The 24,366-nt window shown below is 60.3% G+C and carries 28 protein-coding genes; 20 read left to right on the top strand and 8 right to left on the bottom strand.

The window, feature by feature from the left end; translation table 11 throughout:
* Nucleotides 1-72: 72 nt before the first annotated feature.
* Entirely contained in the window at nucleotides 73-843 is a 771-nt protein-coding gene (locus tag BM321_RS08255) for a UDP-2,3-diacylglucosamine diphosphatase (RefSeq protein ID WP_092442157.1), read from the bottom strand.
* A complete protein-coding gene (locus BM321_RS08250) occupies nucleotides 840-1,343 on the bottom strand; it encodes a peptidylprolyl isomerase (RefSeq protein WP_092442178.1) in 504 nt (167 codons plus the stop codon). The genes BM321_RS08255 and BM321_RS08250 overlap by 4 nt, the downstream gene beginning before the upstream one ends.
* A 249-nt stretch (nucleotides 1,344-1,592) precedes the next feature.
* Here BM321_RS08250 and BM321_RS08245 point away from each other — a divergent pair, with 249 nt between their 5' ends.
* The 3 genes from BM321_RS08245 (at nucleotide 1,593) to BM321_RS08235 (ending at nucleotide 5,404) form a co-directional block, all read left to right on the top strand.
* Nucleotides 1,593-3,293 carry a glutamine--tRNA ligase/YqeY domain fusion protein gene (locus BM321_RS08245; protein ID WP_092199046.1) on the top strand — a complete coding sequence of 567 codons (1,701 nt, stop codon included), beginning with the start codon at nucleotides 1,593-1,595 and terminating at the stop codon, nucleotides 3,291-3,293.
* A gap of 20 nt (nucleotides 3,294-3,313) precedes the next feature.
* On the top strand, nucleotides 3,314-4,696 hold the full coding sequence (gene cysS / locus BM321_RS08240; RefSeq protein WP_092442156.1) for a cysteine--tRNA ligase: 1,383 nt from the start codon (nucleotides 3,314-3,316) through the stop codon (nucleotides 4,694-4,696).
* A gap of 252 nt (nucleotides 4,697-4,948) precedes the next feature.
* Nucleotides 4,949-5,404, top strand: a complete 456-nt coding sequence (locus tag BM321_RS08235; protein ID WP_092327416.1) for a DUF2214 family protein — start codon at nucleotides 4,949-4,951, stop codon at nucleotides 5,402-5,404.
* A gap of 193 nt (nucleotides 5,405-5,597) precedes the next feature.
* On the opposite strand, the gene csrA is transcribed toward BM321_RS08235, so the two are convergent.
* Nucleotides 5,598-5,792 carry a carbon storage regulator CsrA gene (csrA, locus tag BM321_RS08230; protein ID WP_003179932.1) on the bottom strand — a complete coding sequence of 65 codons (195 nt, stop codon included), beginning with the start codon at nucleotides 5,790-5,792 and terminating at the stop codon, nucleotides 5,598-5,600.
* 247 nt (nucleotides 5,793-6,039) lie between these two features.
* Between csrA and BM321_RS08225 the strand changes: the two genes are divergently transcribed.
* Complete coding sequence (locus BM321_RS08225) at nucleotides 6,040-6,405, top strand: penicillin-binding protein activator LpoB (RefSeq protein WP_092327418.1); 366 nt, start codon at nucleotides 6,040-6,042, stop codon at nucleotides 6,403-6,405.
* Between the two features lie 157 nt (nucleotides 6,406-6,562).
* Here BM321_RS08225 and BM321_RS08220 read toward each other — a convergent pair whose 3' ends face one another.
* Both BM321_RS08220 and BM321_RS08215 read right to left on the bottom strand, forming a co-directional pair.
* Complete coding sequence (locus BM321_RS08220) at nucleotides 6,563-7,252, bottom strand: endonuclease (RefSeq protein ID WP_092199034.1); 690 nt, start codon at nucleotides 7,250-7,252, stop codon at nucleotides 6,563-6,565.
* A 5-nt stretch (nucleotides 7,253-7,257) separates the two neighbouring features.
* Nucleotides 7,258-7,557: a DUF1654 domain-containing protein gene (locus BM321_RS08215; protein ID WP_053121397.1), complete on the bottom strand. Its 300-nt coding sequence runs from the start codon at nucleotides 7,555-7,557 to the stop codon at nucleotides 7,258-7,260.
* A 206-nt stretch (nucleotides 7,558-7,763) separates the two neighbouring features.
* Between BM321_RS08215 and BM321_RS08210 the strand changes: the two genes are divergently transcribed.
* From BM321_RS08210 to BM321_RS08175, 8 genes are all read left to right on the top strand, one after another.
* A complete protein-coding gene (locus BM321_RS08210) occupies nucleotides 7,764-8,216 on the top strand; it encodes a hypothetical protein (RefSeq protein WP_092442155.1) in 453 nt (150 codons plus the stop codon).
* 133 nt (nucleotides 8,217-8,349) lie between these two features.
* Nucleotides 8,350-9,309, top strand: coding sequence for a sugar ABC transporter substrate-binding protein (locus BM321_RS08205; protein WP_092442154.1), 960 nt, complete (start codon nucleotides 8,350-8,352; stop codon nucleotides 9,307-9,309).
* A gap of 55 nt (nucleotides 9,310-9,364) precedes the next feature.
* Entirely contained in the window at nucleotides 9,365-10,918 is a 1,554-nt protein-coding gene (locus BM321_RS08200) for a sugar ABC transporter ATP-binding protein (RefSeq protein WP_092442153.1), read from the top strand.
* Nucleotides 10,915-11,892: an ABC transporter permease gene (locus BM321_RS08195; protein ID WP_060738184.1), complete on the top strand. Its 978-nt coding sequence runs from the start codon at nucleotides 10,915-10,917 to the stop codon at nucleotides 11,890-11,892. The genes BM321_RS08200 and BM321_RS08195 overlap by 4 nt, the downstream gene beginning before the upstream one ends.
* Nucleotides 11,893-11,895: 3 nt before the next feature.
* The gene (locus BM321_RS08190; RefSeq protein WP_092442152.1) at nucleotides 11,896-12,915 is read left to right on the top strand and encodes a LacI family DNA-binding transcriptional regulator; all 1,020 of its coding nucleotides are present in this window, start codon (nucleotides 11,896-11,898) and stop codon (nucleotides 12,913-12,915) included.
* Nucleotides 12,916-12,938: 23 nt separating this feature from the next.
* The gene (gene rbsK, locus BM321_RS08185) at nucleotides 12,939-13,853 is read left to right on the top strand and encodes a ribokinase (RefSeq protein ID WP_092442151.1); all 915 of its coding nucleotides are present in this window, start codon (nucleotides 12,939-12,941) and stop codon (nucleotides 13,851-13,853) included.
* Nucleotides 13,850-14,254: a D-ribose pyranase gene (rbsD, locus tag BM321_RS08180; protein ID WP_060738181.1), complete on the top strand. Its 405-nt coding sequence runs from the start codon at nucleotides 13,850-13,852 to the stop codon at nucleotides 14,252-14,254. The genes rbsK and rbsD overlap by 4 nt, the downstream gene beginning before the upstream one ends.
* Nucleotides 14,255-14,285: 31 nt before the next feature.
* Nucleotides 14,286-15,314 (top strand): nucleoside hydrolase, encoded by a 1,029-nt coding sequence (locus BM321_RS08175; protein WP_092442150.1) that lies wholly within the window; start codon nucleotides 14,286-14,288, stop codon nucleotides 15,312-15,314.
* A gap of 48 nt (nucleotides 15,315-15,362) precedes the next feature.
* Here BM321_RS08175 and BM321_RS08170 read toward each other — a convergent pair whose 3' ends face one another.
* A complete protein-coding gene (locus tag BM321_RS08170; protein WP_092442149.1) occupies nucleotides 15,363-15,560 on the bottom strand; it encodes a hypothetical protein in 198 nt (65 codons plus the stop codon).
* A 129-nt stretch (nucleotides 15,561-15,689) separates the two neighbouring features.
* Here BM321_RS08170 and BM321_RS08165 point away from each other — a divergent pair, with 129 nt between their 5' ends.
* Entirely contained in the window at nucleotides 15,690-15,995 is a 306-nt protein-coding gene (locus tag BM321_RS08165; protein WP_092327427.1) for a hypothetical protein, read from the top strand.
* Nucleotides 15,996-16,149: 154 nt separating this feature from the next.
* Nucleotides 16,150-16,464, top strand: coding sequence for an I78 family peptidase inhibitor (locus tag BM321_RS08160; RefSeq protein ID WP_092442148.1), 315 nt, complete (start codon nucleotides 16,150-16,152; stop codon nucleotides 16,462-16,464).
* Between the two features lie 66 nt (nucleotides 16,465-16,530).
* Here BM321_RS08160 and BM321_RS08155 read toward each other — a convergent pair whose 3' ends face one another.
* Together BM321_RS08155 and BM321_RS08150 are read right to left on the bottom strand one after the other, a co-directional pair.
* Nucleotides 16,531-16,743: a cold-shock protein gene (locus BM321_RS08155; protein WP_003179963.1), complete on the bottom strand. Its 213-nt coding sequence runs from the start codon at nucleotides 16,741-16,743 to the stop codon at nucleotides 16,531-16,533.
* A 288-nt stretch (nucleotides 16,744-17,031) separates the two neighbouring features.
* Nucleotides 17,032-17,334 carry a TrbG/VirB9 family P-type conjugative transfer protein gene (locus BM321_RS08150; RefSeq protein WP_092442147.1) on the bottom strand — a complete coding sequence of 101 codons (303 nt, stop codon included), beginning with the start codon at nucleotides 17,332-17,334 and terminating at the stop codon, nucleotides 17,032-17,034.
* Nucleotides 17,335-17,707: 373 nt separating this feature from the next.
* Here BM321_RS08150 and thrS point away from each other — a divergent pair, with 373 nt between their 5' ends.
* The 6 genes from thrS (at nucleotide 17,708) to pheT (ending at nucleotide 24,363) form a co-directional block, all read left to right on the top strand.
* Nucleotides 17,708-19,630 carry a threonine--tRNA ligase gene (gene thrS, locus BM321_RS08140; RefSeq protein ID WP_092199001.1) on the top strand — a complete coding sequence of 641 codons (1,923 nt, stop codon included), beginning with the start codon at nucleotides 17,708-17,710 and terminating at the stop codon, nucleotides 19,628-19,630.
* Nucleotides 19,630-20,181, top strand: a complete 552-nt coding sequence (gene infC / locus BM321_RS08135; protein WP_169432615.1) for a translation initiation factor IF-3 — start codon at nucleotides 19,630-19,632, stop codon at nucleotides 20,179-20,181. The genes thrS and infC overlap by 1 nt, the downstream gene beginning before the upstream one ends.
* A 60-nt stretch (nucleotides 20,182-20,241) precedes the next feature.
* Entirely contained in the window at nucleotides 20,242-20,436 is a 195-nt protein-coding gene (gene rpmI / locus BM321_RS08130; RefSeq protein WP_002553160.1) for a 50S ribosomal protein L35, read from the top strand.
* 30 nt (nucleotides 20,437-20,466) lie between these two features.
* Nucleotides 20,467-20,823: a 50S ribosomal protein L20 gene (gene rplT, locus BM321_RS08125; RefSeq protein ID WP_002553161.1), complete on the top strand. Its 357-nt coding sequence runs from the start codon at nucleotides 20,467-20,469 to the stop codon at nucleotides 20,821-20,823.
* A 109-nt stretch (nucleotides 20,824-20,932) separates the two neighbouring features.
* Nucleotides 20,933-21,949: a phenylalanine--tRNA ligase subunit alpha gene (gene pheS, locus BM321_RS08120; protein WP_092198998.1), complete on the top strand. Its 1,017-nt coding sequence runs from the start codon at nucleotides 20,933-20,935 to the stop codon at nucleotides 21,947-21,949.
* A 35-nt stretch (nucleotides 21,950-21,984) separates the two neighbouring features.
* Nucleotides 21,985-24,363: a phenylalanine--tRNA ligase subunit beta gene (gene pheT / locus BM321_RS08115; protein ID WP_092442146.1), complete on the top strand. Its 2,379-nt coding sequence runs from the start codon at nucleotides 21,985-21,987 to the stop codon at nucleotides 24,361-24,363.
* The last annotated feature ends 3 nt before the right edge of the window (nucleotides 24,364-24,366 follow it).

The following is a 24,366-nucleotide window of genomic DNA, read 5'->3' as shown; positions in this document are numbered from 1 at the left end:
AGGGCATGACAGTCACTTTGATAGTGACTGACACACCGCTTTCGCGAGCAAGCCCGCTCCCACAGGGGGGAATCAGGTTGGGCTGCTGGAGATTGTGTCGGGCGCGGATAACAGCGGCGGCGGGGCGAACCCAAACGGCGCCAACGCAAACCCCTGTTCATCCACCTGCAACGCCCAGCCTTGCTTGTCCCAATCCCCCAGCACGATGCGCCGGGCGGCGTGTTCGCCCAGTTGCAGCTTGTGGATGGCGGGGCGGTGGGTGTGGCCGTGGACCAGGGTCTTCACGCCGTATTGTTGCATGATCCGCGGGATCTCTTCGGGCGTGACGTCGACGATGTCATTGGCTTTCATGCGTGTCTGCGTGCGGCTTTCGCTGCGCAGTTTGCGCGCCAGTTTCTGGCGGCTGCCCAGCGGCAGGTGACGCAGGATGAACAGCGTGACCGGGTTGCGCAGCCAGCGCCGCAGCTTCATGTAGCCTTCGTCGCGGGTGCAGAGGCTGTCGCCATGCATCAGCAGCACCGGTTCGCCATTGAGCTGCACGACACTCGGGTCCTTGAGCAGGGTGCAGCCGGCCGCTTTGCAAAAGGCCTGCCCCAGCATGAAGTCGCGATTGCCGTGCATCAGGAAGATGGCCGTGCCGCTGTCGCTCAATTCGCGCAGGGCCTGGCAGATGGAACGCTGGAACGGTGTCATGGCATCGTCGCCGACCCAGGCTTCGAAAAAGTCGCCCAGAATGTACAACGCTTGCGCCGAGCGGGCGCGTGTGGCGAGTAAATCCAGAAACGCCCGGGTGATGTCCGGGCGCTCCTCTTCCAGATGCAAGTCTGAAATCAGCAATATCACTCAATGATCTCGGCTTTCTCGATGATCACGTCGTCTGCCGGGACGTCCTGGTGGCCAGCCTTGGACGTGGTGGCGACGCCCTTGATCTTGTCGACCACGTCGGTGCCTTCGATCACTTCACCGAACACCGCGTAGCCCCAGCCCTGTACGGTCTTGCCGCTGTGGTTCAGGAAACTGTTGTCGGCCACGTTGATGAAGAACTGCGCAGAGGCCGAATGCGGCTCCATGGTACGGGCCATGGCAACGCTGTATTTTTTGTTCGGCAGGCCGTTGTCGGCTTCGTTCTGGATGCTCGGGCGCTTGTCTTTCTTTTCCTTCATGCCCGGTTCGAAGCCGCCGCCCTGGATCATGAAGTTGCCGATGACGCGGTGGAATACGGTGTTCTCGTAGTGGCCGGCCTTGACGTACTCGATGAAGTTGGCAACGGTGATCGGGGCTTTCTCGGCGTTCAGTTGCAGGACGATGTCGCCGTGGTTGGTGGTCAGTTTGACTTTGCTCATGGTCGGTACTCTTTCAAGGAATTCGTGGGTTTCGGGGCACAAACGCCCGCAACCGGTCTGGCTGCAATCGGCCAGGCTGGGCAGTTTAGCGTGCCGGGCACGAATTTCGAGGCAGTTTTTCATCTGGCTGTCGATTAAATTCAATCGTTTGCCGGCCTGGCCTGTCAGGTACTTGACAGCATCGGCTATGATACGGGCTTTGATTTATCAGGCCGCACCCGGCCGCGCACTTGTCTGTTCAAGGATCCTATGAGCAAGCCCACTGTCGACCCTACCTCGAATTCCAAGACCGGCCCGGCCGTGCCGGTCAATTTCCTGCGCCCGATCATCCAGGCGGACCTGGACTCGGGTAAGCACACACAGATCGTCACTCGTTTCCCGCCGGAACCCAACGGCTACCTGCACATCGGCCATGCCAAGTCGATCTGCGTGAATTTCGGCCTGGCCCAGGAGTTCGGCGGCGTCACGCACCTGCGTTTCGACGACACCAACCCGGCCAAGGAAGACCAGGAATACATCGACGCGATCGAAAGCGACGTCAAGTGGCTGGGGTTCGAATGGTCCGGTGAGGTGCGCTACGCCTCGCAATATTTCGACCAGTTGCACGACTGGGCGGTAGAACTGATCAAGTCTGGCAACGCCTACGTGTGCGACCTGACCCCCGAGCAGGCCAAGGAGTACCGCGGCAGCCTGACCGAGCCGGGCAGGAACAGCCCGTTCCGTGAGCGCAGCGTGGAAGAGAACCTGGACCTGTTCGCGCGCATGCGCGCCGGTGAGTTCCCGGACGGCGCACGGGTGCTGCGCGCCAAGATCGACATGGCCTCGCCGAACATGAACCTGCGCGACCCGATCATGTACCGCATCCGTCACGCCCATCACCACCAGACCGGCGACAAATGGTGCATCTACCCCAACTATGACTTCACCCATGGTCAGTCGGACGCCATCGAGGGCATCACCCACTCGATCTGCACCCTGGAGTTCGAAAGCCATCGTCCGCTGTACGAGTGGTTCCTCGAGCACCTGCCCGTGCCGGCCACCCCGCGCCAGTACGAATTCAGCCGCTTGAACCTGAACTACACCATCACCAGCAAGCGCAAGCTCAAGCAACTGGTGGACGAGAAGCACGTCAACGGTTGGGACGACCCGCGCATGTCGACGCTGTCGGGCTTCCGCCGTCGTGGCTACACGCCGGCGTCGATCCGCAACTTCTGCGAGATGATCGGCACCAACCGTTCCGACGGCGTGGTCGATTTCGGCATGCTCGAGTTCAGCATCCGTCAGGATCTGGACGCGAATGCCCCGCGCGCCATGTGCGTGTTGCGTCCGTTGAAGGTCGTGATCACCAACTACCCGCAAGACCAGGTCGAAAACCTCGAACTGCTGCGTCATCCGCAAAAAGAAGAACTCGGCGTGCGCAAACTGCCGTTCGCCCGTGAAATCTACATCGACCGCGATGACTTCATGGAAGAGCCGCCAAAAGGCTACAAGCGCCTGGAGCCGAACGGCGAAGTGCGTCTGCGCGGCAGCTACGTGATCCGTGCCGACGAAGCGATCAAGGACGCCGACGGCAACATCGTCGAGCTGCGTTGCTCGTACGATCCGGATACCCTGGGCAAGAACCCTGAAGGCCGCAAGGTCAAGGGCGTGATCCACTGGGTGCCGGCCGCTGCCAGCGTCGAGTGCGAAGTGCGTCTGTACGATCGCCTGTTCCGCTCTCCGAACCCGGAGAAGGCCGAAGACAGCGCGAGTTTCCTGGACAACATCAACCCTGACTCACTGCAAGTGCTGACCGGTTGTCGTGCTGAACCCTCGCTGGGCAATGCACAGCCGGAAGACCGTTTCCAGTTCGAGCGCGAAGGCTACTTCGTCGCGGATATCAAGGACTCGAAACCAGGCCAGCCGGTATTCAACCGTACCGTGACCCTGCGTGATTCGTGGGGCCAGTGATCAAGTCTTAAGGAAACACCGTGCTTACGATCTACAACACGCTCACCAAGAGCAAAGAAGTCTTCAAGCCGCTGGATGGCAACAAGGTGCGCATGTATGTCTGCGGCATGACCGTGTACGACTACTGCCACCTCGGCCATGGCCGCAGCATGGTCGCCTTCGACCTGGTGACCCGCTGGCTGCGGTTCAGCGGTTACGACCTGACCTACGTGCGCAACATCACTGACATCGACGACAAGATCATCAACCGCGCCAACGAGAACGGCGAGTCGTTCGAAGCGTTGACCGAGCGCATGATCGCCGCGATGCATGAAGATGAAGCGCGCCTGAATATCAAGAAGCCGGACATGGAGCCGCGTGCCACCGACCACATTCCGGGCATGCACGCGATGATCCAGACCTTGATCGACAAGGGCTATGCCTACGCGCCGGGCAATGGCGACGTGTACTACCGCGTCGCCAAGTTCATGGGCTACGGCAAGCTGTCGCGCAAGAAGATCGAAGACCTGCGCATCGGCGCACGCATTGAAGTCGACGAGTCGAAGCAGGACCCGCTGGACTTCGTGTTGTGGAAGGCGGCCAAGCCGGGTGAGCCGAGCTGGGAATCGCCATGGGGCGCCGGGCGTCCGGGCTGGCACATCGAATGCTCGGTGATGTCCACCTGCTGCCTGGGCGAGACGTTCGACATTCATGGCGGCGGCAGCGACCTGGAGTTCCCGCACCACGAAAACGAAATCGCCCAGAGCGAAGCGGCCACCGGCAAGACCTACGCCAATGCCTGGATGCATTGCGGCATGATCCGGATCAACGGCGAGAAGATGTCCAAGTCCTTGAACAACTTCTTCACCATCCGCGACGTGCTCGACAAGTACCACCCGGAAGTCGTGCGTTACCTGTTGGTGTCGAGCCACTATCGCAGCGCCATCAACTACTCGGAAGACAACCTCAAGGACGCCAAGGGTGCCCTGGAGCGTTTCTACCATGCGTTGAAGGGCCTGCCCGCCGTGCCGCCTGCCGGTGGCGAAGCGTTCGTGGCGCGTTTCACCGAAGTGATGAACGACGACTTCGGCACGCCGGAAGCCTGCGCGGTGCTGTTCGAGATGGTGCGTGAGATCAACCGCCTGCGTGAGAGCGATCTCAATGCCGCGGCCGGCCTGGCGGCCCGCCTGAAGGAGCTGGCCAGTGTGCTGGGTGTGTTGCAGCTCGAAGCCGATGACTTCCTGCAGGCCGGTGCCGAAGGCCGTGTGGACGCGGCCGAGGTGGAGACATTGATCCAGGCACGCCTGGCGGCGCGGGCCAACAAGGATTGGGCCGAATCCGACCGCATCCGCGACCAGCTCACCGCCATGGGCGTGGTGCTGGAAGACGGGAAGGGCGGGACGACCTGGCGATTGGCGGACTAGGATTTCTTAGCGCGCACAATCCAATCCCCTGTGGGAGCGAGCTTGCTCGCGATAGCGTCGGATCAGTCAACGATCATGTTGAATGAAAGATTGCCATCGCGAGCAAGCTCGCTCCCACAGTTTTTTTGAGCGGTCCACAGGCATCGCATTCATTGAAAATCCCACAGTTTTTTTGTGCTCAGCCTGGCAATCATTCCTTTATGAGCTAGTACTGTCTGGTCGATTCGACATTCCCACTGTCAGGAGTCTTCCATGTTGGCTCATTGGTCCCTTGCGGCAATTCACCTGCTGGCGTTCGCCCTCGGGTTCTGGGCGGTGCTGACCCGCGGCACGGCGCTACGGCGCCTGGCGGGCGGTGTGGACGCGGTCCGGGGTGTCTTGGTGGCTGACAACCTGTGGGGCCTGTCGGCGCTGGTGCTGTTGGTGACCGGGGGGATGCGCGCGTTCGGCGGGTACGAAAAAGGCACGGACTATTACCTGCATCAACCGCTTTTTCACTTGAAGATGACGTTGCTGCTACTGATTCTGCTGCTAGAGATCGTACCGATGATCGCCCTGATCAAATGGCGGATGGCACTGCGCAACGGGCTGGCGATCGATCCTTCGAAAGCCGGTCGACTCGCACGGATCAGCCACATCGAAGCCTTGTTGCTGATCCTGATGGTCGTCGCCGCCACAGGCATGGCGCGCGGCGTGGGCTTGGGCTGACCGGCCGCGAACGCCTGCTTCGTCATCATTAAAACGAAACGTCTGACAGCCTTGCCAAGCGCCATGCCATTAGTATCGATTCACGGATGGGGTGAAAGAAGGCGGGGAGGGGCAGGGGGCGGCGCAGTCGGCCAGAATCTTTAGCCAGCCACTGCGACGATGCAAACGGGCTGGCTGCGGACTGCTGCAATGTTCAGGGAGTTTGCGGTTTATCAGGGGCGGTAAGGCCGGCCTGAATACGCTGATAGATCTCTTCACGATGCACCGCAACGTTTTTCGGGGCGTTGATGCCGATCCGTACTTGTTGGCCGCTAACGCCCAGAATGGTGATCGTGATGTCGTCACCAATGTTTATGCTTTCACCGACTTTGCGGGTGAGTATCAGCATGGTGTTCTCCTTGATTGCTTTATAGGGCACCTGATTCAGACAGTGCAGATGTCGGTACTGCTTATAGATTAGTGCTAAGTGTCACAATGTGGGTGCCTCTTTCTGACGTGCAGACGCAGCATTAATTCCCAGGGTGCGACTATACAGAGACGCCGGGCAGGATTCTCGTGTTTTGAGCATTGTTTGCGGCGATCTTGACGGGCACGAGTGCTAAAATCCTTGCCTCATGTCTTCCAGGGGAAACGTTGTGCGTAAATTGGCTTGGGTTATCGCGGTATGTGTGCTGGCAGGATGCGGTGAGGGGCGTGACGTCCAAGCACCGAAGCCGAAACCCGCCGCCACCTCCGCACCGGCCGTCGCTGCCGCGCCGCAGTGGGCCGTCGAGGTTCGTGGCGAGACACCGCAGGCTGTCAGCGACCTGACCGGTTGGCTCATCGAGCACAGCTTCATGTCCAACGTGGTGCGGGAGAACGGCAAGGAGCGCGTCCTGGTCGGCCCTTTCAGCTCCGAGGCCGAAGCCCAAGCCAAGCAGGAACAGGTCACGGCCGCCCTGGTCCGGGCGAAGAAGCGCAACATCGAGACGTTGGTGGTGGATTACCCGACGGCTCAATAATCGGGCAGCCCAAAAAAGTCAGCCAAGCCCCAAAACCTGTGGGAGCGAGCTTGCTCGCGATAGGGACATGTCAGTCAACATCAACGTTGGCTGATCCACCGCTATCGCGAGCAAGCTCGCTCCCACAGTTGGTTTTGTGCTGTTCACGAATGCGAGGTCAACCGCAGGCCTTCATGTCCACCGGTCCCACGAACTCGTTCCCACGTCCCATGACACACGCCACGCTCTGGTTGCGCTGGCGTTCCCAGCTTTCGACCGGGTAGGTCTTGTCCCAGGCTTCGTACAGGCGCCGGTCCTGTTTCGACAGGCGCAAGCCATACTGCTTGCTCATGTAGAAATAGGTCCGGGCGATCATCCCCCGGATGGAGGGGCGGGGCATGACCTTCTTGGCCTTGAAATCCACTTGGGTCAGGCATGAGCCGTATTGGCCCTTTTGCTCCGGCAGCCAGCCGAAACTGAAATTGCTGCGATCGCCATTCACTTCCCCGATGCTCGGCACCAGGTTGTGCAGGTCGGCCTCGGCCCGTTGATAGACGGGATCATAGCGGGTGCAGTTCTTGCGACCGCCTTGTTGCCAGCATTGACGCTGATGGCCGATCTGCCAGGCCGGGACGATATGCTCCCACTCGATGCGGGCGGCACGGCTGGCATTCTTGCGCGGTACGTAACCGCAGGCGGCCAGGTTCACGCGATTGCCGGTGTATTTGCAGCCGCAGTAGAACTCGGTGGATTGCGGGGCATAGAGTTTCCAGGCGATTTTCTTGGCTTCGTTGAAGGTGCGTGGGGCACCGGCCTGTGCGCCCATGGTGATGAACACAAGCAAAAAAGCTAAACAGCGAACACTCATCAGGCTCAATCTTCCTTCGGCACAACCCAGAAAACCTGCACACCACCATCGTCGCGATAGGCGAGGGTCACGTTGTCGTTCTCGTCGATTTCTTCCAGGAGACGTTCCCATTCATCCACCGGCTCGTCGGGCAGACGGAAGATCAGCGCGGCCTTGGCTTTTTGCGCGGTGGGGGCGTTGATGATTTTCGAGACCCGGAGGCCGAGTCGCGTATAGGAATCTAAGGGAGTAGTTGCAGCGGAGGGGGTGGCCACAGGATTATCCTTATTAAGCTGTACGGGCATACAGTATTTAACCGTAGGCATTTACGCAACTACTTAAAATTCAAGAAAATCGTCTGACAGCACTTTTTTCGTTTTGGTGTAGGAGAAAGGAATTTTTTATCGGCTTGCGTAAACAGGTTGTCACCCGCTCAAGGTGGCGAAGCTATTGACTGATTTCATCGGGCGCTAAAGAAAGTGCTTCGGCGGGCGATGTCCTTCGTAGGAATCCCCTTCTATGGAGTTTTGACATGTCGTTTTCCATCGGCTTTCCCAATGCGGCAGCGGTGACCATTGGCGGAAAATCCGCCGGCACGCTGGAGGCTTTGAGCGAGGCAGAAGACCAGGCCGCCGACGAGGCCCTGGGTGCAACGCAAGACTCGGGCAAGGTCCGCACGGGCATGGGCGCTGGCGCTGAAGCAACCGACCAGGCGCAGGAGAGCGGCAGCAGCCAGAGCGTGGCGGTCCAGGTGCTGCTCAAGCGGATGCAAGAGCTTCAGCAGCAGCTCAGGGAGCAGCAACAACAACTGGCCGCCGCCCAGGCGCGTAACTATTCGACGGAGGAAGCCAGGACCTCGGCGGTCATGGCCATCCAGGGGCAGATCGCCGACACCAGTGGCGCTTTGCTGGAAGTCACTGGCCACTTGGTCACGGAGTTGTCCAAGGGCAGCGGTTCGGGTTCGGTGGTCAATACGACGGCCTGAATGTCAACGTTGCGGATCAAACCGCAACGTTGACAAATCTGCGAAGCCTTACCATAGTTCACTTCACGCAAACGTTTGCGCGGCGTTCCGTGCATTGATTTGCTCACAATAATCATAAGATCGGAGTGAACCCATGAAGTTGCCATTCGCTGGACGCCTTCTCGCTGTTGCCATGCTCGCGGCCGCGTCCGCCACGCTGCCTCTCTCCTCGGCATTCGCCCAGACCGCAGAAAAACCCAAGGTTGCCCTGGTCATGAAATCCCTGGCCAACGAATTTTTCCTGACCATGGAAGACGGCGCCAAGGCTTATCAGAAGGAACACTCCGCCGATTTCGACCTGATCTCCAACGGGATCAAGGATGAAACCGACACCGCCAACCAGATCCGCATCGTCGAGCAGATGATCGTGTCCAAGGTCGATGCCCTGATCATCGCGCCAGCGGACTCCAAGGCCATGGTGCCGGTGATCAAGAAAGCCGTGGATGCCGGCATCACGGTCATCAACATCGATAACCAGCTCGATCCGGCCGTGGTCAAGAGCAAGAACATCAACGTGCCGTTCGTAGGCCCTGACAACCGCAAGGGCGCGCGGCTGGTGGGCGAGTACCTGGCCAAGCAACTCAAGGCCGGTGACGAAGTCGGCATCATCGAAGGTGTCTCCACCACCACCAACGCCCAGGCACGCACCGCGGGCTTCAAGGATGCGATGGAAGCGGCGCAGATCAAGGTCGTGTCCCTGCAATCCGGCGACTGGGAAATCAACAAGGGCAACCAGGTTGCCGCGTCGATGCTCAGCGAATACCCGAACATCAAGGCACTGCTGGCCGGTAACGACAGCATGGCGGTCGGTGCCGTATCGGCCGTGCGCGCGGCGGGCAAGGCGGGCAAAGTGCAGGTGGTCGGCTACGACAACATCAACGCCATCAAGCCAATGCTCAAGGACGGTCGTGTCCTGGCGACTGCCGACCAGTTCGCCGCCAAGCAGGCCGTGTTCGGCATCGAAACAGCGCTGAAGATGCTCAAGGGCGAAAAAGTCGACAGCGGTACCAACGGCGTTATCGAAACTCCGGTCGAGCTGGTGACCAAGCCGTAATCCTGGCGACACAACGGTGCTCGCCCGTCCGGGCGAGCGCATTGGAGAGTTTGTTATGTCCGTTCGCGACCCGAACGCTGTCCTGTGCGTCAGCGGTATCGGCAAGACCTATGCCCAGCCGGTACTGACCGATATCAACCTGACGTTGATGCGCGGTGAAGTGCTGGCGCTGACCGGTGAAAATGGCGCCGGCAAAAGCACCCTGTCCAAGATCATCGGCGGGCTGGTGACGCCGACGACCGGGCAGATGCAATTTCAAGGGCAGGATTATCGTCCTGGCAGCCGGACCCAGGCTGAAGAGCTGGGCGTACGCATGGTGATGCAGGAGCTCAACCTGCTGCCGACCCTGTCCGTGGCTGAAAACCTGTTCCTCGACAACCTGCCCAGCCACGGCGGCTGGATCAGTCGCAAGCAATTGCGCAAGGCGGCCATCGAGGCCATGGCTCAGGTGGGGCTCGATGCGATCGATCCCGACACGCTGGTCGGCGAGCTGGGGATCGGTCACCAACAGATGGTCGAGATCGCCCGCAACCTGATTGGCGATTGCCATGTGCTGATTCTCGATGAGCCGACCGCCATGCTGACGGCCCGCGAAGTCGAAATGCTCTTTGAGCAGATCACTCGTTTGCAGGCGCGTGGCGTGTCGATCATCTACATTTCCCATCGCCTCGAAGAACTGGCGCGGGTCGCCCAGCGCATTGCGGTACTGCGCGATGGCAACCTGGTCTGCGTCGAGCCGATGGCCAACTACGACAGCGAGCAACTGGTGACCCTGATGGTCGGCCGGGAACTGGGCGAGCATATCGACCTTGGCCCTCGCCAGGTCGGCGCGCCGGCGTTGACCGTTAAAGGCCTGACCCGTTCCGACAAGGTCCGCGACGTGTCCTTCGAAGTCCGCAGTGGCGAGATCTTCGGCATCTCCGGCCTGATCGGGGCAGGGCGCACCGAACTGTTGCGGCTGATCTTCGGTGCCGATCCGGCCGACAGCGGCACGGTGGCGCTGGGTTCGCCGGCCCGGGTGGTGAGCATTCGCTCGCCGTCCGATGCCGTGGCCCATGGCATCGCGTTGATTACCGAAGACCGCAAGGGCGAAGGCTTGCTGCTGACGCAGTCCATCGCCGCCAACATTGCCCTGGGTAACATGCCGGAGATTTCCAGCGCCGGCCTGGTCAATGGCAGCGCCGAACTGGCCCTGGCGCAGCGCCAGGTCGATGCCATGCGCATCCGCAGTTCCAGCCCGACCCAGTTGGTGTCCGAGCTGTCGGGCGGGAACCAGCAGAAGGTCGTGATCGGTCGTTGGCTCGAACGCGATTGCGCGGTCATGCTGTTCGACGAGCCGACCCGTGGCATCGACGTCGGCGCCAAATTCGACATTTATGCGCTGCTCGGCGAGTTGACTCGCCAGGGCAAGGCGCTGGTCGTGGTGTCCAGTGACCTGCGGGAACTGATGTTGATCTGCGATCGAATCGGCGTGCTGTCCGCCGGGCGCCTGATCGATACCTTCGAGCGCGACAGCTGGACCCAGGATGACTTGCTTGCCGCGGCATTCGCCGGCTACCAGAAACGTGATGCGTTGCTCAACGAAGCAGCGCCTAGGGATTTTTCATGAAAACCGCATCTGCCGTCGGCAAATCAAGTGGCAACTTCTATGGCCTCGGGACCTACCTGGGCCTGGCTGGCGCACTGCTGGCCATGGTCGCGCTGTTCTCAACCCTGAGCAGCCACTTCCTGTCCTATGACACGTTCAGCACCTTGGCCAACCAGATTCCCGACCTGATGGTGCTGGCGGTCGGCATGACCTTCATCCTGATCATCGGCGGCATCGACCTGTCGGTGGGCTCGGTGCTGGCACTGGCGGCCTCGACGGTCAGCGTGGCCGTGCTCGGCTGGGGCTGGAGCGTCTGGCCATCGGCCTTGCTCGGCATGGCCGTGGCGGCGCTGGCGGGTACGGTCACCGGTTCGATCACCGTTGCGTGGCGGATTCCATCGTTCATCGTCTCCCTCGGCGTGCTGGAAATGGCCCGGGGCCTGGCGTACCAGATGACCGGGTCCCGGACCGCCTACATCGGCGACTCGTTCGCCTGGCTGTCCAACCCCATCGCCTTCGGTATCTCGCCTTCGTTCATCATCGCCTTGCTGGTGATTTTCATTGCCCAGGCGGTGCTGACCCGCACGGTGTTCGGTCGCTACCTGATCGGCATCGGCACCAATGAAGAAGCCGTGCGCCTGGCCGGCATCAATCCAAAACCCTACAAGATCCTGGTGTTCAGCCTGATGGGCTTGCTGGCCGGCGTGGCGGCATTGTTCCAGATTTCCCGCCTGGAGGCCGCGGACCCGAACGCCGGCTCAGGGCTGGAACTGCAGGTGATCGCGGCGGTGGTCATCGGCGGTACCAGCCTGATGGGTGGGCGCGGCTCGGTCATCAGTACCTTCTTCGGCGTGTTGATCATCTCCGTGCTGGCGGCGGGCCTGGCGCAGATCGGCGCTACCGAGCCGACCAAACGCATCATCACCGGCGCGGTGATCGTGGTGGCGGTCGTGCTCGATACCTATCGCAGTCAGCGCGCCAGTCGGCGGGGCTGAACCATGGCGACGATCAAGGATGTAGCAGCGCTCGCGGGGATCTCCTACACCACCGTGTCCCACGTGGTGAACAAGACGCGGCCGGTCAGCGAGGAAGTGCGGCTCAAGGTCGAGGCGGCCATCGAGCGCCTGGACTATGTGCCCAGCGCCGTGGCCCGGTCGCTCAAGGCCAAGACCACGGCGACCATCGGCCTGTTGGTGCCCAACAGCCTCAACCCTTACTTTGCCGAGTTGGCCCGGGGCATCGAGGATTACTGTGAGCGCAACGGCTATTGCGTGATTCTGTGCAACTCCGACGACAACCCGGACAAGCAACGCAGCTACCTGCGGGTACTGCTGGAAAAACGCATCGATGGCCTGATCTTCGCGTCCGCCGGAGGCGATGTCGGCCTGGCCGAGGGCCTGGCCAGCGTGCGCACGCCCATGGTCATCGTCGACCGCGGACTCGATGGCGTCGACGCGGACCTGGTGCGCATCGATCATGAATACGGTGCCTACCTGGCGACCCGGCACTTGCTGGAGTTGGGACACCACGATATCGCCTTCATCGGCGGCCCGGCCGATACCAGCGTGGCGCAAATGCGCCTGGCCGGTTACTGCCGGGCGCTGAAAGAGTCCGGGATCGAACTGCCCGTCGAGCGCATGCTCGAGAGCGATTTCACCAGTACCGGCGGTTACCGCGCCGCCGCGCAACTGCTTGACCAGCTGCCGCCCAGCGCGATCTTCGCGGCCAACGACATGATCGGCATCGGTGTGCTGCGCGCCGCGGCCGAGCGCAATGTACGTGTGCCCAGCGAACTGTCGGTCATCGGTTTCGATGACATCCAGATGAGCCGCTATGTCTACCCGGCGTTGACCACGGTGGGGCAGTCGATCCTGCAGCTCGGGGAAATGGCGGCCGAAGTACTGCTGCGGCGTATCGCTACGCCGGGCCTTGCCACCGACCAGCGGATCGTGACGCCGAGTATTGTCTTGCGAGAGTCGACTGCACCGCTGTCCGGTACATTCGCCCAATACCGCTGAACCGAATTGATGAGTAGTGATGTATGCCAGCAAAAGTAGTGGTAATAGGCAGTCTGAACATGGACTTGGTGACCCGGGCGCCGCGCTTGCCCCGTGGCGGTGAAACCCTGATCGGCGAGTCGTTCGCCACCATCCCCGGTGGCAAGGGCGCCAACCAGGCGGTAGCCGTCGCGCGCCTGGGGGCGCAGGTGTCGATGGTCGGCTGCGTGGGTGACGATGCCTATGGCGAACAATTGCGCGGCGCGTTGCTGGCCGAGGGCATCGACTGCCAGGCAGTCCGCGTGGAGAAGGGCTCCAGCGGCGTGGCGCTGATTGTCGTCGACGACAACAGCCAGAATGCGATCGTTATCGTCGCCGGTGCCAACGGTGCGCTCACCGCCGAGGTCCTGGACGGTGTCGATGACGTGCTGAAAAGCGCCGATGTCATCATCTGCCAGCTCGAAGTGCCGGATGCCACCGTCGGCCATGCCCTCAAGCGCGGGCGTGAGTTGGGCAAAATCGTCATCCTCAACCCCGCGCCGGCTTCCCATGCCTTGCCCGCCGACTGGTACGCCTGCATCGACTACCTGATTCCCAATGAAAGCGAAGCCGCGGTGCTGAGCGGGCTGGCGGTGGATTCCCTGGAAACCGCAGAGGCCGCCGCGGCGCATTTGATCGCCGCCGGTGCTGGCAAGGTGATCGTCACCCTGGGGGCCCAGGGGCTGATGTTCGCCAGCGGCGCCAGCTTCGAGCATTTCCCGGCCCCGCGGGTCAAGGCAGTGGATACCACAGCCGCCGGGGATACCTTTGTCGGCGGCTTCGCGGCAGCCTTGGCCAGCGGCAAAAGTGAGGTCGATGCGATTCGTTTCGGCCAGGTCGCCGCCGCGCTGTCGGTCACCCGCGCCGGCGCGCAACCTTCAATCCCTACGTTGCTGGAAGTACAGGCTTTCAAATCATGAAAAAGACGCCGTTATTGAATGTGGCACTGTCCCGACTGATCGCTTCCCTCGGCCATGGCGACAAGGTCGTCATCGGTGATGCCGGCCTGCCCGTGCCGCCCCAGGTCGAATTGATCGACCTGGCCCTGACCCATGGCATTCCTGACTTCGTCAGCACCTTGAAGGTGGTGCTCAGCGAAATGCAGGTGGAAAGCCATGTCCTGGCCGAGGAGATCCTCGACAAACAGCCGTTGGCCCTGGCAACCCTGGAGACGCTGAATGCCGAGGGGGCGTTGGGTGAGCGGGCATTGGTCAGCCATGAGCAATTCAAGGTCATCAGCCGACAGGCGCGGGCGATCATTCGCACAGGCGAATGCTCGCCGTACTGCAATATCGTGCTGGTCGCTGGAGTGACGTTCTAAATCCCGTTCAACCCTGCACAAGGAGTGCGCCATGCGCCGCTATGCTGAGAAAATGCGTCAATTGATCCGGAGTCTGCTGCTTTTGTCATTGATCACTGCAACGAGCGCCCAGGCGGCGGAAAAGATCGACCTGATCATCGACACCGACCCAGGTGCCGACGACGTGGTGGCGCTGCTGTTCGCCCTGGCGTCGCCCGAGGAGCTGCATATCCGTGCGCTGACCACCGTCGCCGGCAATGTGCGCCTGGACAAGACCTCGCGCAACGCTCGCCTGGCCCGTGAATGGGCGGGGCGCGAAGATGTGCCGGTCTACGCCGGTGCACCGAAACCCTTGATGCGCACGCCCATCTACGCAGAGAACATCCATGGCAAGGAAGGTCTGTCGGGTGTCACGGTGCATGAGCCGAAGAAGGGGCTGGCCGAAGGCAATGCCGTCAACTACCTGATCGACACGCTGAAGGCGGCCAAGCCCCAGAGCATCACCATCGCCATGCTGGGGCCGCAGACCAACCTGGCGCTGGCGTTGGTCCAGGAGCCGGACATTGTCCAGGGCATCAAGGAAGTGGTGATCATGGGCGGTGCGCACTTCAACGGCGGCAATATCACGCCGGTGGCCGAGTTCAATCTGTTCGCCGATCCGCAGGCGGCCGAGGTGGTGGCCAAGAGCGGCGTGAAGCTGACCTATCTGCCGTTGGACGTGACCCACAAGATTCTCACCAGCGAGGCGCGCCTGAAGCAGATCGCGGCGCTGAACAACAATGCCAGCAAGCTGGTGGGCGATATCCTCAACGAATACGTCAAGGGCGACATGGAGCACTACGGCATGACGGGCGGGCCGGTGCATGACGCGACCGTGATTGCCTACCTGCTCAAGCCGCAATTGTTCACTGGCCGTTCAGTCAATGTCGTCGTGGACAGTCGCGAGGGGCCGACGTTCGGGCAGACCATCGTCGACTGGTACGACGGCCTGAAGGCGCCGAAGAACGCGTTCTGGGTGGAGAACGGTGATGCCCAAGGGTTCTTTGACCTGCTGACCGAGCGCCTGGCGCGCCTGAAGTAACCTGCCTGGCTATCGCGCGCCCCCAGGCTGGACCTGCGGGCGCGTGCCTCAATCCACGGCGTCGACGATGCTCGGGTAGCGCTCGAATGTCTGCTGGATGAAGTTGCGGGCGACTTCTATCCCCAGCTCCTTCACCAACAATTCTATGCTGATGATTGCCAGCTCCTCCGGGCTGCCCGGGCTATAGGAGCTGTGGCCCTCCGACCATTTGGCATTGATGGTGGCTTCGATACTGACGGTACTCATGGTCGGGCTCGCGAGTTGAAGGTCTGTAGGCTGAGTTAAACATTTTTGCCCGGGATTTGGCACTGCGACTTAGGCATTGGGGGAGGGCTGTGCGACACTTGTTCTTTTATTTTTCAAAGGAGCTTCGCCGTGCAGATAGATTTGAACGCTCCTGATGGCCTGACCATCGAGGCGGTTCGTCAATTGCTGGCCTCGGCCAGTGACGACGAGCATACCCAACTGCGCGTGACCAAGGACGGCATCGCCTATCTGTCCTCGGGTGTGGTCGGTGGCGTTGACATCGAGGGTTTGCGGTTTCGGCTCGAAACGTGGGCGAAGGGCTCGGGGTACGTCGGCCGGGTCGCTGCCAGCGACGAGGTCTGGGTCATGCAGATCTACAACGCGCTGAAGGACAACTGGCCCAATCCGCCCTTCGATTACATTGACGTTTATTGAGCCGCATTCATATCCAGTCACGATTCAGGCCTGAACAGGGCTGGGGGCTCAGGCAAACTGCCAGCTTTCCCGGCCTGATGGTTGCGCTGTTGAAACCAAGCGCTGTTCGGGCTGTCGCACGCTCTCTGTTTATTCATCGAAAAAAGGAGGCTTCATGCCTTGGAAGCTCGCGTCATTGAGTACTTTGCTGGCCGTCATGCTCTTGAGCGGTTGCAGCAGCACCTCTGAGTCGACCCCCGAACCTGTAGCGGCCGAGACCGGTCACAGCCGCTGCGAAGCAAAGGCCGCCGAATTCGCCATTGGCCAGAAGGCCTCGCCACAGTTGCTGGAGCAGGCCCGTACCCGTGCCGGCGCGCAGAATGCCCGGATCCTCAAGCCCAACGACATGGTCACGCTCGAGTACCGCTCCGATCGCCTGAACCTCAATACCGATGCCAACCTGGTGATCAATCGGGTGAACTGTGGCTGATTGAGGGTTTTCAATCGCCCATAAAAAACCCCGTCACATGGACGGGGTTTTTTGTGCGCCGAGAAATTACTCTGGGCGAACCTGTGCAGCTTGCATACCCTTTTGGCCTTTCTCAGCCACGAAGGAAACGGTCTGGCCTTCTTTCAGGCTTTTGAAACCGTCGCTTTCGATAGCTTTGAAGTGTACGAACAGGTCGTCACCGCCACCTTGAGGAGTGATGAAGCCGAAGCCTTTTTCATCGTTGAACCATTTAACGGTGCCGGTTTGGCGATTAGACATGGTGTATCTCCAAGAAACATATATTTTCAGTGTACTGTGCTGCTCAGGCCAACTGGGCACACCCGGGTATCATAGTCGAAATGTTCGATTTGGGAGCCCCCCGCAGGCGCTGTTTGCCAATCAGTCGTGTTTGCTTTATCGCCCTTGCCCGCTGAAAGGCCCGGTTTTAAAGGCTTTGAGCCGAAAGTAAAGACGATAAAAAAAGCTGCAAAACCTGCATAAATAGTACGAAAAAGCGCTTTTTTTGGCCTTTTATCAGCCCCGGGCGGCCTTAAAGACTCCAGTCATTCACTTTTTCGCAGGCACATTGGCCTTGCATTTGGCGATCTCGCCGAGGGCTCTCTGCTGCAGTTGGGGGGTGGCCTTGTTGTCCATCAGCGCCTGGATATCACTCGCCGGGTAGGACTTGATGGCGTCGGCACCACAGGCGCAGTGGGATTTGGCCGCCGCCGCGCCAATCTGCGGGGTAGCCGCCTGCGTGCATTGGGCCATGTATTTGTCCCGCTCGCCCTTCGGCCATTCGGCGTGGGCACTCAACGGCAGCAGCAGAGCAATGGGGGCGACTACGGCGAACAGGGTATTGAGACGCATGCGGGGATGCTCCTTGTGGGTCGATGTTCTGTGATTCGAGGGCGCTAGGGCCGATCAAGTTCAGCACTCTGGCATAAAAGCGGACGATTTGCCTTCCTGTGACAGCCTTGTGCATCGATGACCGTTCATCTGTGCTAGCATGCCGGGCTCGGCTATTTCCAGGCTGCGGATGATCGTTCGTCCCGGTGGCAAAGAGTCCGAATAACCCTGATTTGAATCCCAGTCACTCTGGTTCGGTTTTCCCGGTTGGCCGCAAGGCTCCTGCCGCTGTAAGGCAGGCGTTCGTCATTGAATGGCCTGGACTGGATCTTGTACTGGCTCATCCCAACCCACGTGACCTTTGGTAGGGGTCACCACTAGGAGAGGAGGCGCCATGCCAACTATTACTCTTCCCGACGGCAGTCAACGTTCGTTCGATCACCCGGTTTCCGTAGCCGAGGTCGCCGCATCCATCGGCGCGGGCCTGGCCAAGGCCACCCTGGCCGGCAAGGTCAACGGTAAACTGGTCGACGCCAGTGACGTCATCGACAGCGACGCCACGCTGCAAATCATCACGCCCAAGGATGAAGAGGGGCTGGAGATCATTCGCCACTCCTGCGCGCACTTGGTTGGCCACGCGGTCAAGCAACTGTACCCGAGCGCGAAGATGGTCATCGGGCCGGTCATCGACGAAGGCTTCTATTACGACATCGCCTTCGAGCGTCCTTTCACGCCGGACGACCTGGCCGCCATCGAACAGCGCATGCAGCAGCTGATCGAGAAAGACTACGATGTCATCAAGAAAGTCACCCCGCGCGCCGAAGTCATCGAAGTCTTCAAGGCCCGTGGCGAGGACTACAAGCTGCGTCTGGTGGAAGACATGCCGGACGAGCAGGCCATGGGCCTGTACTACCACGAAGAATACGTCGACATGTGCCGCGGTCCGCACGTGCCGAACACGCGTTTCCTCAAATCCTTCAAGCTGACCAAGCTGTCCGGCGCCTACTGGCGCGGCGATGCGAAGAACGAGCAGTTGCAGCGCGTCTACGGCACTGCCTGGGCGGACAAGAAGCAACTGGCGGCCTACATCCAGCGCATCGAAGAAGCCGAAAAGCGCGATCACCGCAAGATCGGCAAGCGCCTGGGCCTGTTCCACACCCAGGAAGAATCCCCGGGCATGGTGTTCTGGCACCCGAACGGCTGGACCCTGTACCAGGTGCTCGAGCAGTACATGCGCCAGGTCCAGCGTGAGAACGGCTACCTGGAAATCAAGACGCCGCAAGTGGTCGACCGCAGCCTGTGGGAGAAATCCGGGCACTGGGCCAACTACGCCGACAACATGTTCACCACCCAGTCGGAAAACCGCGACTACGCCATCAAGCCGATGAACTGCCCGTGCCACGTGCAGGTGTTCAACCAGGGCCTGAAAAGCTACCGCGAGCTGCCGATGCGCCTGGCCGAGTTCGGTGCCTGCCACCGCAACGAGCCGTCGGGTGCGCTGCACGGCATCATGCGCGTGCGTGCGTTTACCCAGGACGATGCCCATATCTTCTGCACCGAAGAGCAGATGCAGGCCGAATCCGCCGCTTTCATCAAGCTGACCATGGACGTCTACCGGGACTTCGGCTTCACCGAAGTCGAGATGAAGCTGTCCACTCGTCCGGAAAAACGCGTCGGCTCCGACGAGCTGTGGGATCGCGCCGAAGCGGCCCTGGCCGCCGCCCTCGATAGCGCGGGCCTTGCGTATGACCTGCAGCCGGGCGAGGGGGCTTTCTACGGTCCGAAGATCGAGTTCTCGCTGAAAGATTGCCTTGGTCGCGTCTGGCAGTGTGGTACCCTGCAGCTCGATTTTAACCTGCCGATCCGTCTGGGCGCCGAATACGTGTCCGAAGACAACAGCCGCAAGCACCCGGTCATGCTTCACCGCGCGATCCTCGGTTCGTTCGAGCGTTTCGTCGGGATTCTGATCGAACACTACGAAGGTGCGTTCCCTGCGTGGCTGGCACCGACCCAGGCAGTGATTATGAATATCACTGATAAACAGGCAGATTTTGCCGCCGAAGTCGAAAAAACTCTCAACCAAAGCGGATTTCGTGCCAAGTCCGACTTGAGAAATGAAAAGATCGGCTTTAAAATCCGCGAGCATACTTTGCTCAAGGTTCCCTTTCTCTTGGTTATTGGAGATCGGGAGGTCGAGATGCAGACTGTCGCTGTGCGTACTCGTGAAGGTGCTGACCTGGGCTCGATGCCCGTCGCCGAATTCGCTGAGTTCCTCGCGCAAGCGGTTTCCCGGCGTGGTCGCCCAGATTTGGAGTAATTATTATTAAGCGTGAAATGAGACAAGATAAACGAGCTGCACCGAAAGCCCCGATCAACGAGAATATCTCGGCACGCGAGGTTCGGTTAATTGGCGCTGACGGCGAGCAGATTGGCATCGTCTCGATTGATGAAGCGCTTCGTATTGCTGAAGAAGCAAAGCTTGATCTGGTAGAAATTTCCGCGGACGCAGTCCCACCGGTTTGCCGGGTGATGGACTACGGCAAGTCGATCTTCGAGAAGAAGAAGCAGATTGCCGCAGCGAAGAAAAACCAGAAGCAGATTCAGGTAAAAGAAATCAAGTTTCGTCCAGGGACGGAGGAAGGGGATTACCAGGTAAAACTGCGCAACCTGGTACGTTTCCTGAGTGACGGGGACAGGGCCAAGGTATCCTTGCGATTCCGCGGCCGTGAGATGGCCCACCAGGAGCTGGGGATGGAACTCCTCAAGCGGGTTGAACAAGACCTGCTCGAGTACGGTTCGGTCGAACAGCATCCTAAGATGGAAGGACGCCAGCTGATCATGGTCATCGCCCCGAAAAAGAAGAAGTAATCAACAGGGCACGGCAGGCCTTGCGATTATGTTTATCAACTGAATGCGGAGTATCCGAACATGCCAAAGATGAAAACCAAAAGTGGTGCTGCTAAGCGGTTTCTGAAAACTGCTAACGGTATCAAGCACAAGCACGCTTTCAAGAGCCACATCCTGACCAAAATGTCGACCAAGCGTAAGCGTCAACTGCGCGGTAGCAGCTTGCTGCATCCGTCTGACGTGGCAAAAGTCGAGCGCATGCTGCGCCTTCGTTAATTTTTGGATCAAGAATAGAGGAAGTAACTCATGGCTCGTGTAAAGCGTGGCGTCATTGCCCGTAAGCGTCACAAAAAAATTCTGAAACTTGCTAAAGGCTACTACGGCGCGCGTTCCCGCGTATTCCGTGTTGCCAAGCAAGCGGTAATCAAGGCAGGCCAATACGCCTACCGTGACCGTCGTCAGAAAAAACGTCAGTTCCGCGCTCTGTGGATCGCTCGTATCAACGCTGGTGCTCGTGTTAACGGTCTGTCCTACAGCCGTTTCATCGCTGGCCTGAAAAAAGCGTCCATCGAGATCGACCGTAAGGTTCTGGCTGATCTGGCAGTGAACGAAAAAGCGGCGTTTGCTGCGATTGTCGAGAAAGCTAAAGCCACCTTGGCTTAAGTACCCCCGGCAGTCACCAGGGCTCACCTCTGTGGGCCCAGGTGTCAAACGTCATAAATAGGGGAAGAGCCTTAAAGCTCTTCCCCTATTTTGTATCTGGAGTCTGTACATGGAAAACCTGGACGCGCTGGTCGCTCAAGCACTAGAGGCTGTGCAAAGCGCTGAAGATATCAATGCCCTGGAGCAAATCCGGGTTCACTACCTTGGCAAGAAGGGCGAGTTGACTCAGGTGATGAAGACCCTGGGGAACCTGCCAGCCGAAGAGCGTCCGCAGGTCGGTGCGCTGATCAACGTTGCCAAGGAGCGTGTCACAGAAGTCCTCAATGCGCGCAAGGCATTGCTCGAGGAGGCGGACCTGGCTGCCAAGCTCGCCGCCGAGTCCATCGACGTGACCCTGCCTGGCCGTGGCCAGACCTCCGGTGGCTTGCATCCGGTGACCCGGACCCTGGAACGCATCGAGCAGTTCTTCACCCACATCGGCTACGGCATTGCCGAAGGCCCTGAGGTCGAAGACGACTACCACAACTTCGAAGCACTCAACATCCCAGGCCATCACCCGGCCCGGTCGATGCATGACACCTTCTATTTCAATGCGAACATGCTGTTGCGCACCCATACCTCGCCGGTACAGGTCCGCACCATGGAATCGCAGCAGCCGCCGATCCGCATCGTCTGCCCAGGCCGTGTGTACCGCAGCGACTCCGATATCACCCACTCGCCGATGTTCCACCAGGTCGAAGGCCTGCTGGTCGATCGCGACATCAATTTCGCCGACCTCAAAGGCACGATCGAAGAGTTCCTGCGGGTGTTCTTCGAAAAAGAACTGGCGGTGCGTTTCCGCCCTTCGTACTTCCCGTTCACCGAGCCCTCCGCTGAAGTCGACATGGAGTGCGTGATGTGCAGCGGCAAAGGCTGCCGTGTCTGCAAGCAGACTGGCTGGCTGGAAGTGATGGGCTGCGGGATGGTTCACCCGAACGTGCTGCGTATGTCCGGTATCGATCCGGAGGAATTCTCGGGTTTTGCTTTCGGCATGGGCGCCGAGCGCCTGGCCATGCTGCGTTACGGTGTGAATGACTTGCGCCTGTTCTTCGACAACGACTTGCGGTTCCTTGCGCAGTTTCGCTAGGTCGCAGTTGGTAACGAATCTATTAGGAGAGCAGGATGAAATTCAGTGAACAATGGCTGCGCGGCTGGGTAAGCCCGCAGGTAAGCCGGGACGAGCTGGTTGCTCGCCTGTCGATGGCCGGTCTTGAGGTCGATAGCGTCACGCCGGCCGCCGGCGAATTCAGCGGCGTGGTGGTGGGCGAGGTGTTGAGCACCGAGCAACACCCGGACGCAGACAAATTGCGGGTTTGCCAGGTCAGCAATGGCGCGGAGACCTTCCAGGTGGTCTGCGGCGCACCTAACGTGCGCCCAGGCCTGAAGATCCCGTTCGCCATGATCGGTGCCGAGCTGCCAGGCGACTTCAAGATCAAGAAAGCCAAGCTGCGTGGCGTCGAGTCCAACGGCATGCTGTGCTCCCAGGCCGAACTGCAGATCGGCGAAGGCAACGATGGCCTGATGGAACTGCCGGTTGATGCGCCGGTGGGCCAGGACATCCGTGAGTACCTGGGCCTGGACGATGCGAGCATCGAGGTCGACCTGACGCCGAACCGTGGCGACTGCCTGTCCCTGGCCGGCCTGGCCCGCGAAGTCGGCGCGTTGTATGCCGTCCCCGTGACGCGTCCGGTGGTCGCGACCGTGCCGGCCGTGCATGACGAAGTGCGTTCGATTGAAGTCCTGGCGCCAGCGGCTTGCCCGCGTTACCTGGGCCGCGTGATCCGTAACGTCGACCTGTCCAAGCCAACACCGCTGTGGATGGTCGAGCGCCTGCGTCGCGCCGATGTGCGCAGCATCGACGCCGCTGTCGACATCACCAACTATGTGATGCTGGAGCTGGGTCAACCGCTGCATGCGTTCGATCTCGCCGAAATCAACGGTGGCATCCGCGTGCGCATGGCCGAAGAGGGTGAAAAGCTGGTGTTGCTCGATGGCCAGGAAGTGACCCTGCGCAGCGACACCCTGGTGATTGCCGACCACGCCCGCACCTTGGCGATTGCTGGCGTCATGGGCGGCGAGCACAGTGGCGTATCCGCCACGACCCGCGATATATTCCTGGAAAGCGCGTTCTTCGACCAGATCGCCGTCGCTGGCAAGGCGCGTTCCTATGGCCTGCACACCGACGCCTCGCACCGCTACGAGCGTGGTGTGGACTGGCAACTGGCCCGTGAAGCCATGGAGCGCGCCACTGGCCTGCTGCTGGAGATCACTGGCGGTGAAGCCGGCCCGATCATCGAGACCGTCAGCGAACAGCACCTGCCAAAGATTGCACCGGTCACCCTGCGTGCCCAGCGCATCACCCAGATGCTGGGCATGGAAATGGCGCCGGCCGAAGTCGAACGCCTGCTCAGCGCCCTCGGCCTGAACATCAGCGCCGATGGGGCAGGGCAGTGGCGCGTCGAAGTGCCAAGCCATCGCTTCGATATCAGCCTGGAAGTCGACCTGATCGAAGAGCTGGCTCGCCTGTATGGCTACAACCGTCTGCCGGTCCGCTACCCGCAAGCGCGCCTGGCCCCGCAAGCCAAGGCCGAAGCCCGTAGCGACCTGCCGGAACTGCGCCGCCTGCTGGTGGCCCGCGGTTATCAGGAAGCGATCACCTACAGCTTCATCGATCCGCGCCAGTTCGAGCTGTTCAATCCGGGTGTCGAGCCGCTGTTGCTGGCCAACCCGATTTCCAACGACATGGCGGCCATGCGCTCGTCCTTGTGGCCGGGCCTGGTCAAGTCGCTGCAGCACAACCTGAACCGTCAGCAGGATCGCGTGCGTCTGTTCGAAAGCGGCCTGCGTTTCGTCGGTCAGCTGGACGGCTTGAAGCAGGAGTCGATGCTGGCCGGTGTCGTCTGTGGCAGCCGTCTGCCGGAAGGTTGGGCGCAAGGTCGCGATGTCGTCGACTTCTTCGACGTCAAGGCTGACGTGGAAGCGGTGCTGGGCTTTGCCGGCGCGCTCGACGCATTCACTTTCGTGCCAGGCAGGCACCCGGCGCTGCACCCAGGGCAGACCGCACGCATCGAGCGAGACGGGCGTGAAGTCGGCTATGTTGGCGCCATCCACCCGGAACTGTCGAAAACCCTGGGCCTCGATCGTCCAGTCTTCGTTTTCGAGCTGGTTCTGGCCGAAGTGGCCCAAGGGAAAATGCCGAAATTCCAAGAGTTATCGCGCTTTCCTGAAGTGCGTCGTGACCTTGCGTTGCTGGCCGATCGCGACGTTGCATCCAGCGCCGTGCTGGAGGTAATCCGTGAAAATGCAGGCGAATGGCTGACGGACCTCAGGCTATTTGACGTGTATCAGGGTAAAGGCATTGATCCGCATAGAAAAAGCCTTGCAGTTGGCTTGACCTGGCAGCATCCATCGCGCACTCTTAATGACGATGAGGTGAATACCGCAACGCAGAATATCCTCACCTCGCTCGAAAACAGGTTGAACGCCACGTTAAGGAAGTGACGT

The organism is Pseudomonas sp. NFIX10 (genome assembly GCF_900111955.1).
GTDB lineage: Bacteria > Pseudomonadota > Gammaproteobacteria > Pseudomonadales > Pseudomonadaceae > Aquipseudomonas > Aquipseudomonas fluorescens_AA.
The sequence above is the reverse complement of the archived record's forward strand: the minus strand, read 5'-3'. Positions and strand labels throughout refer to the sequence as shown.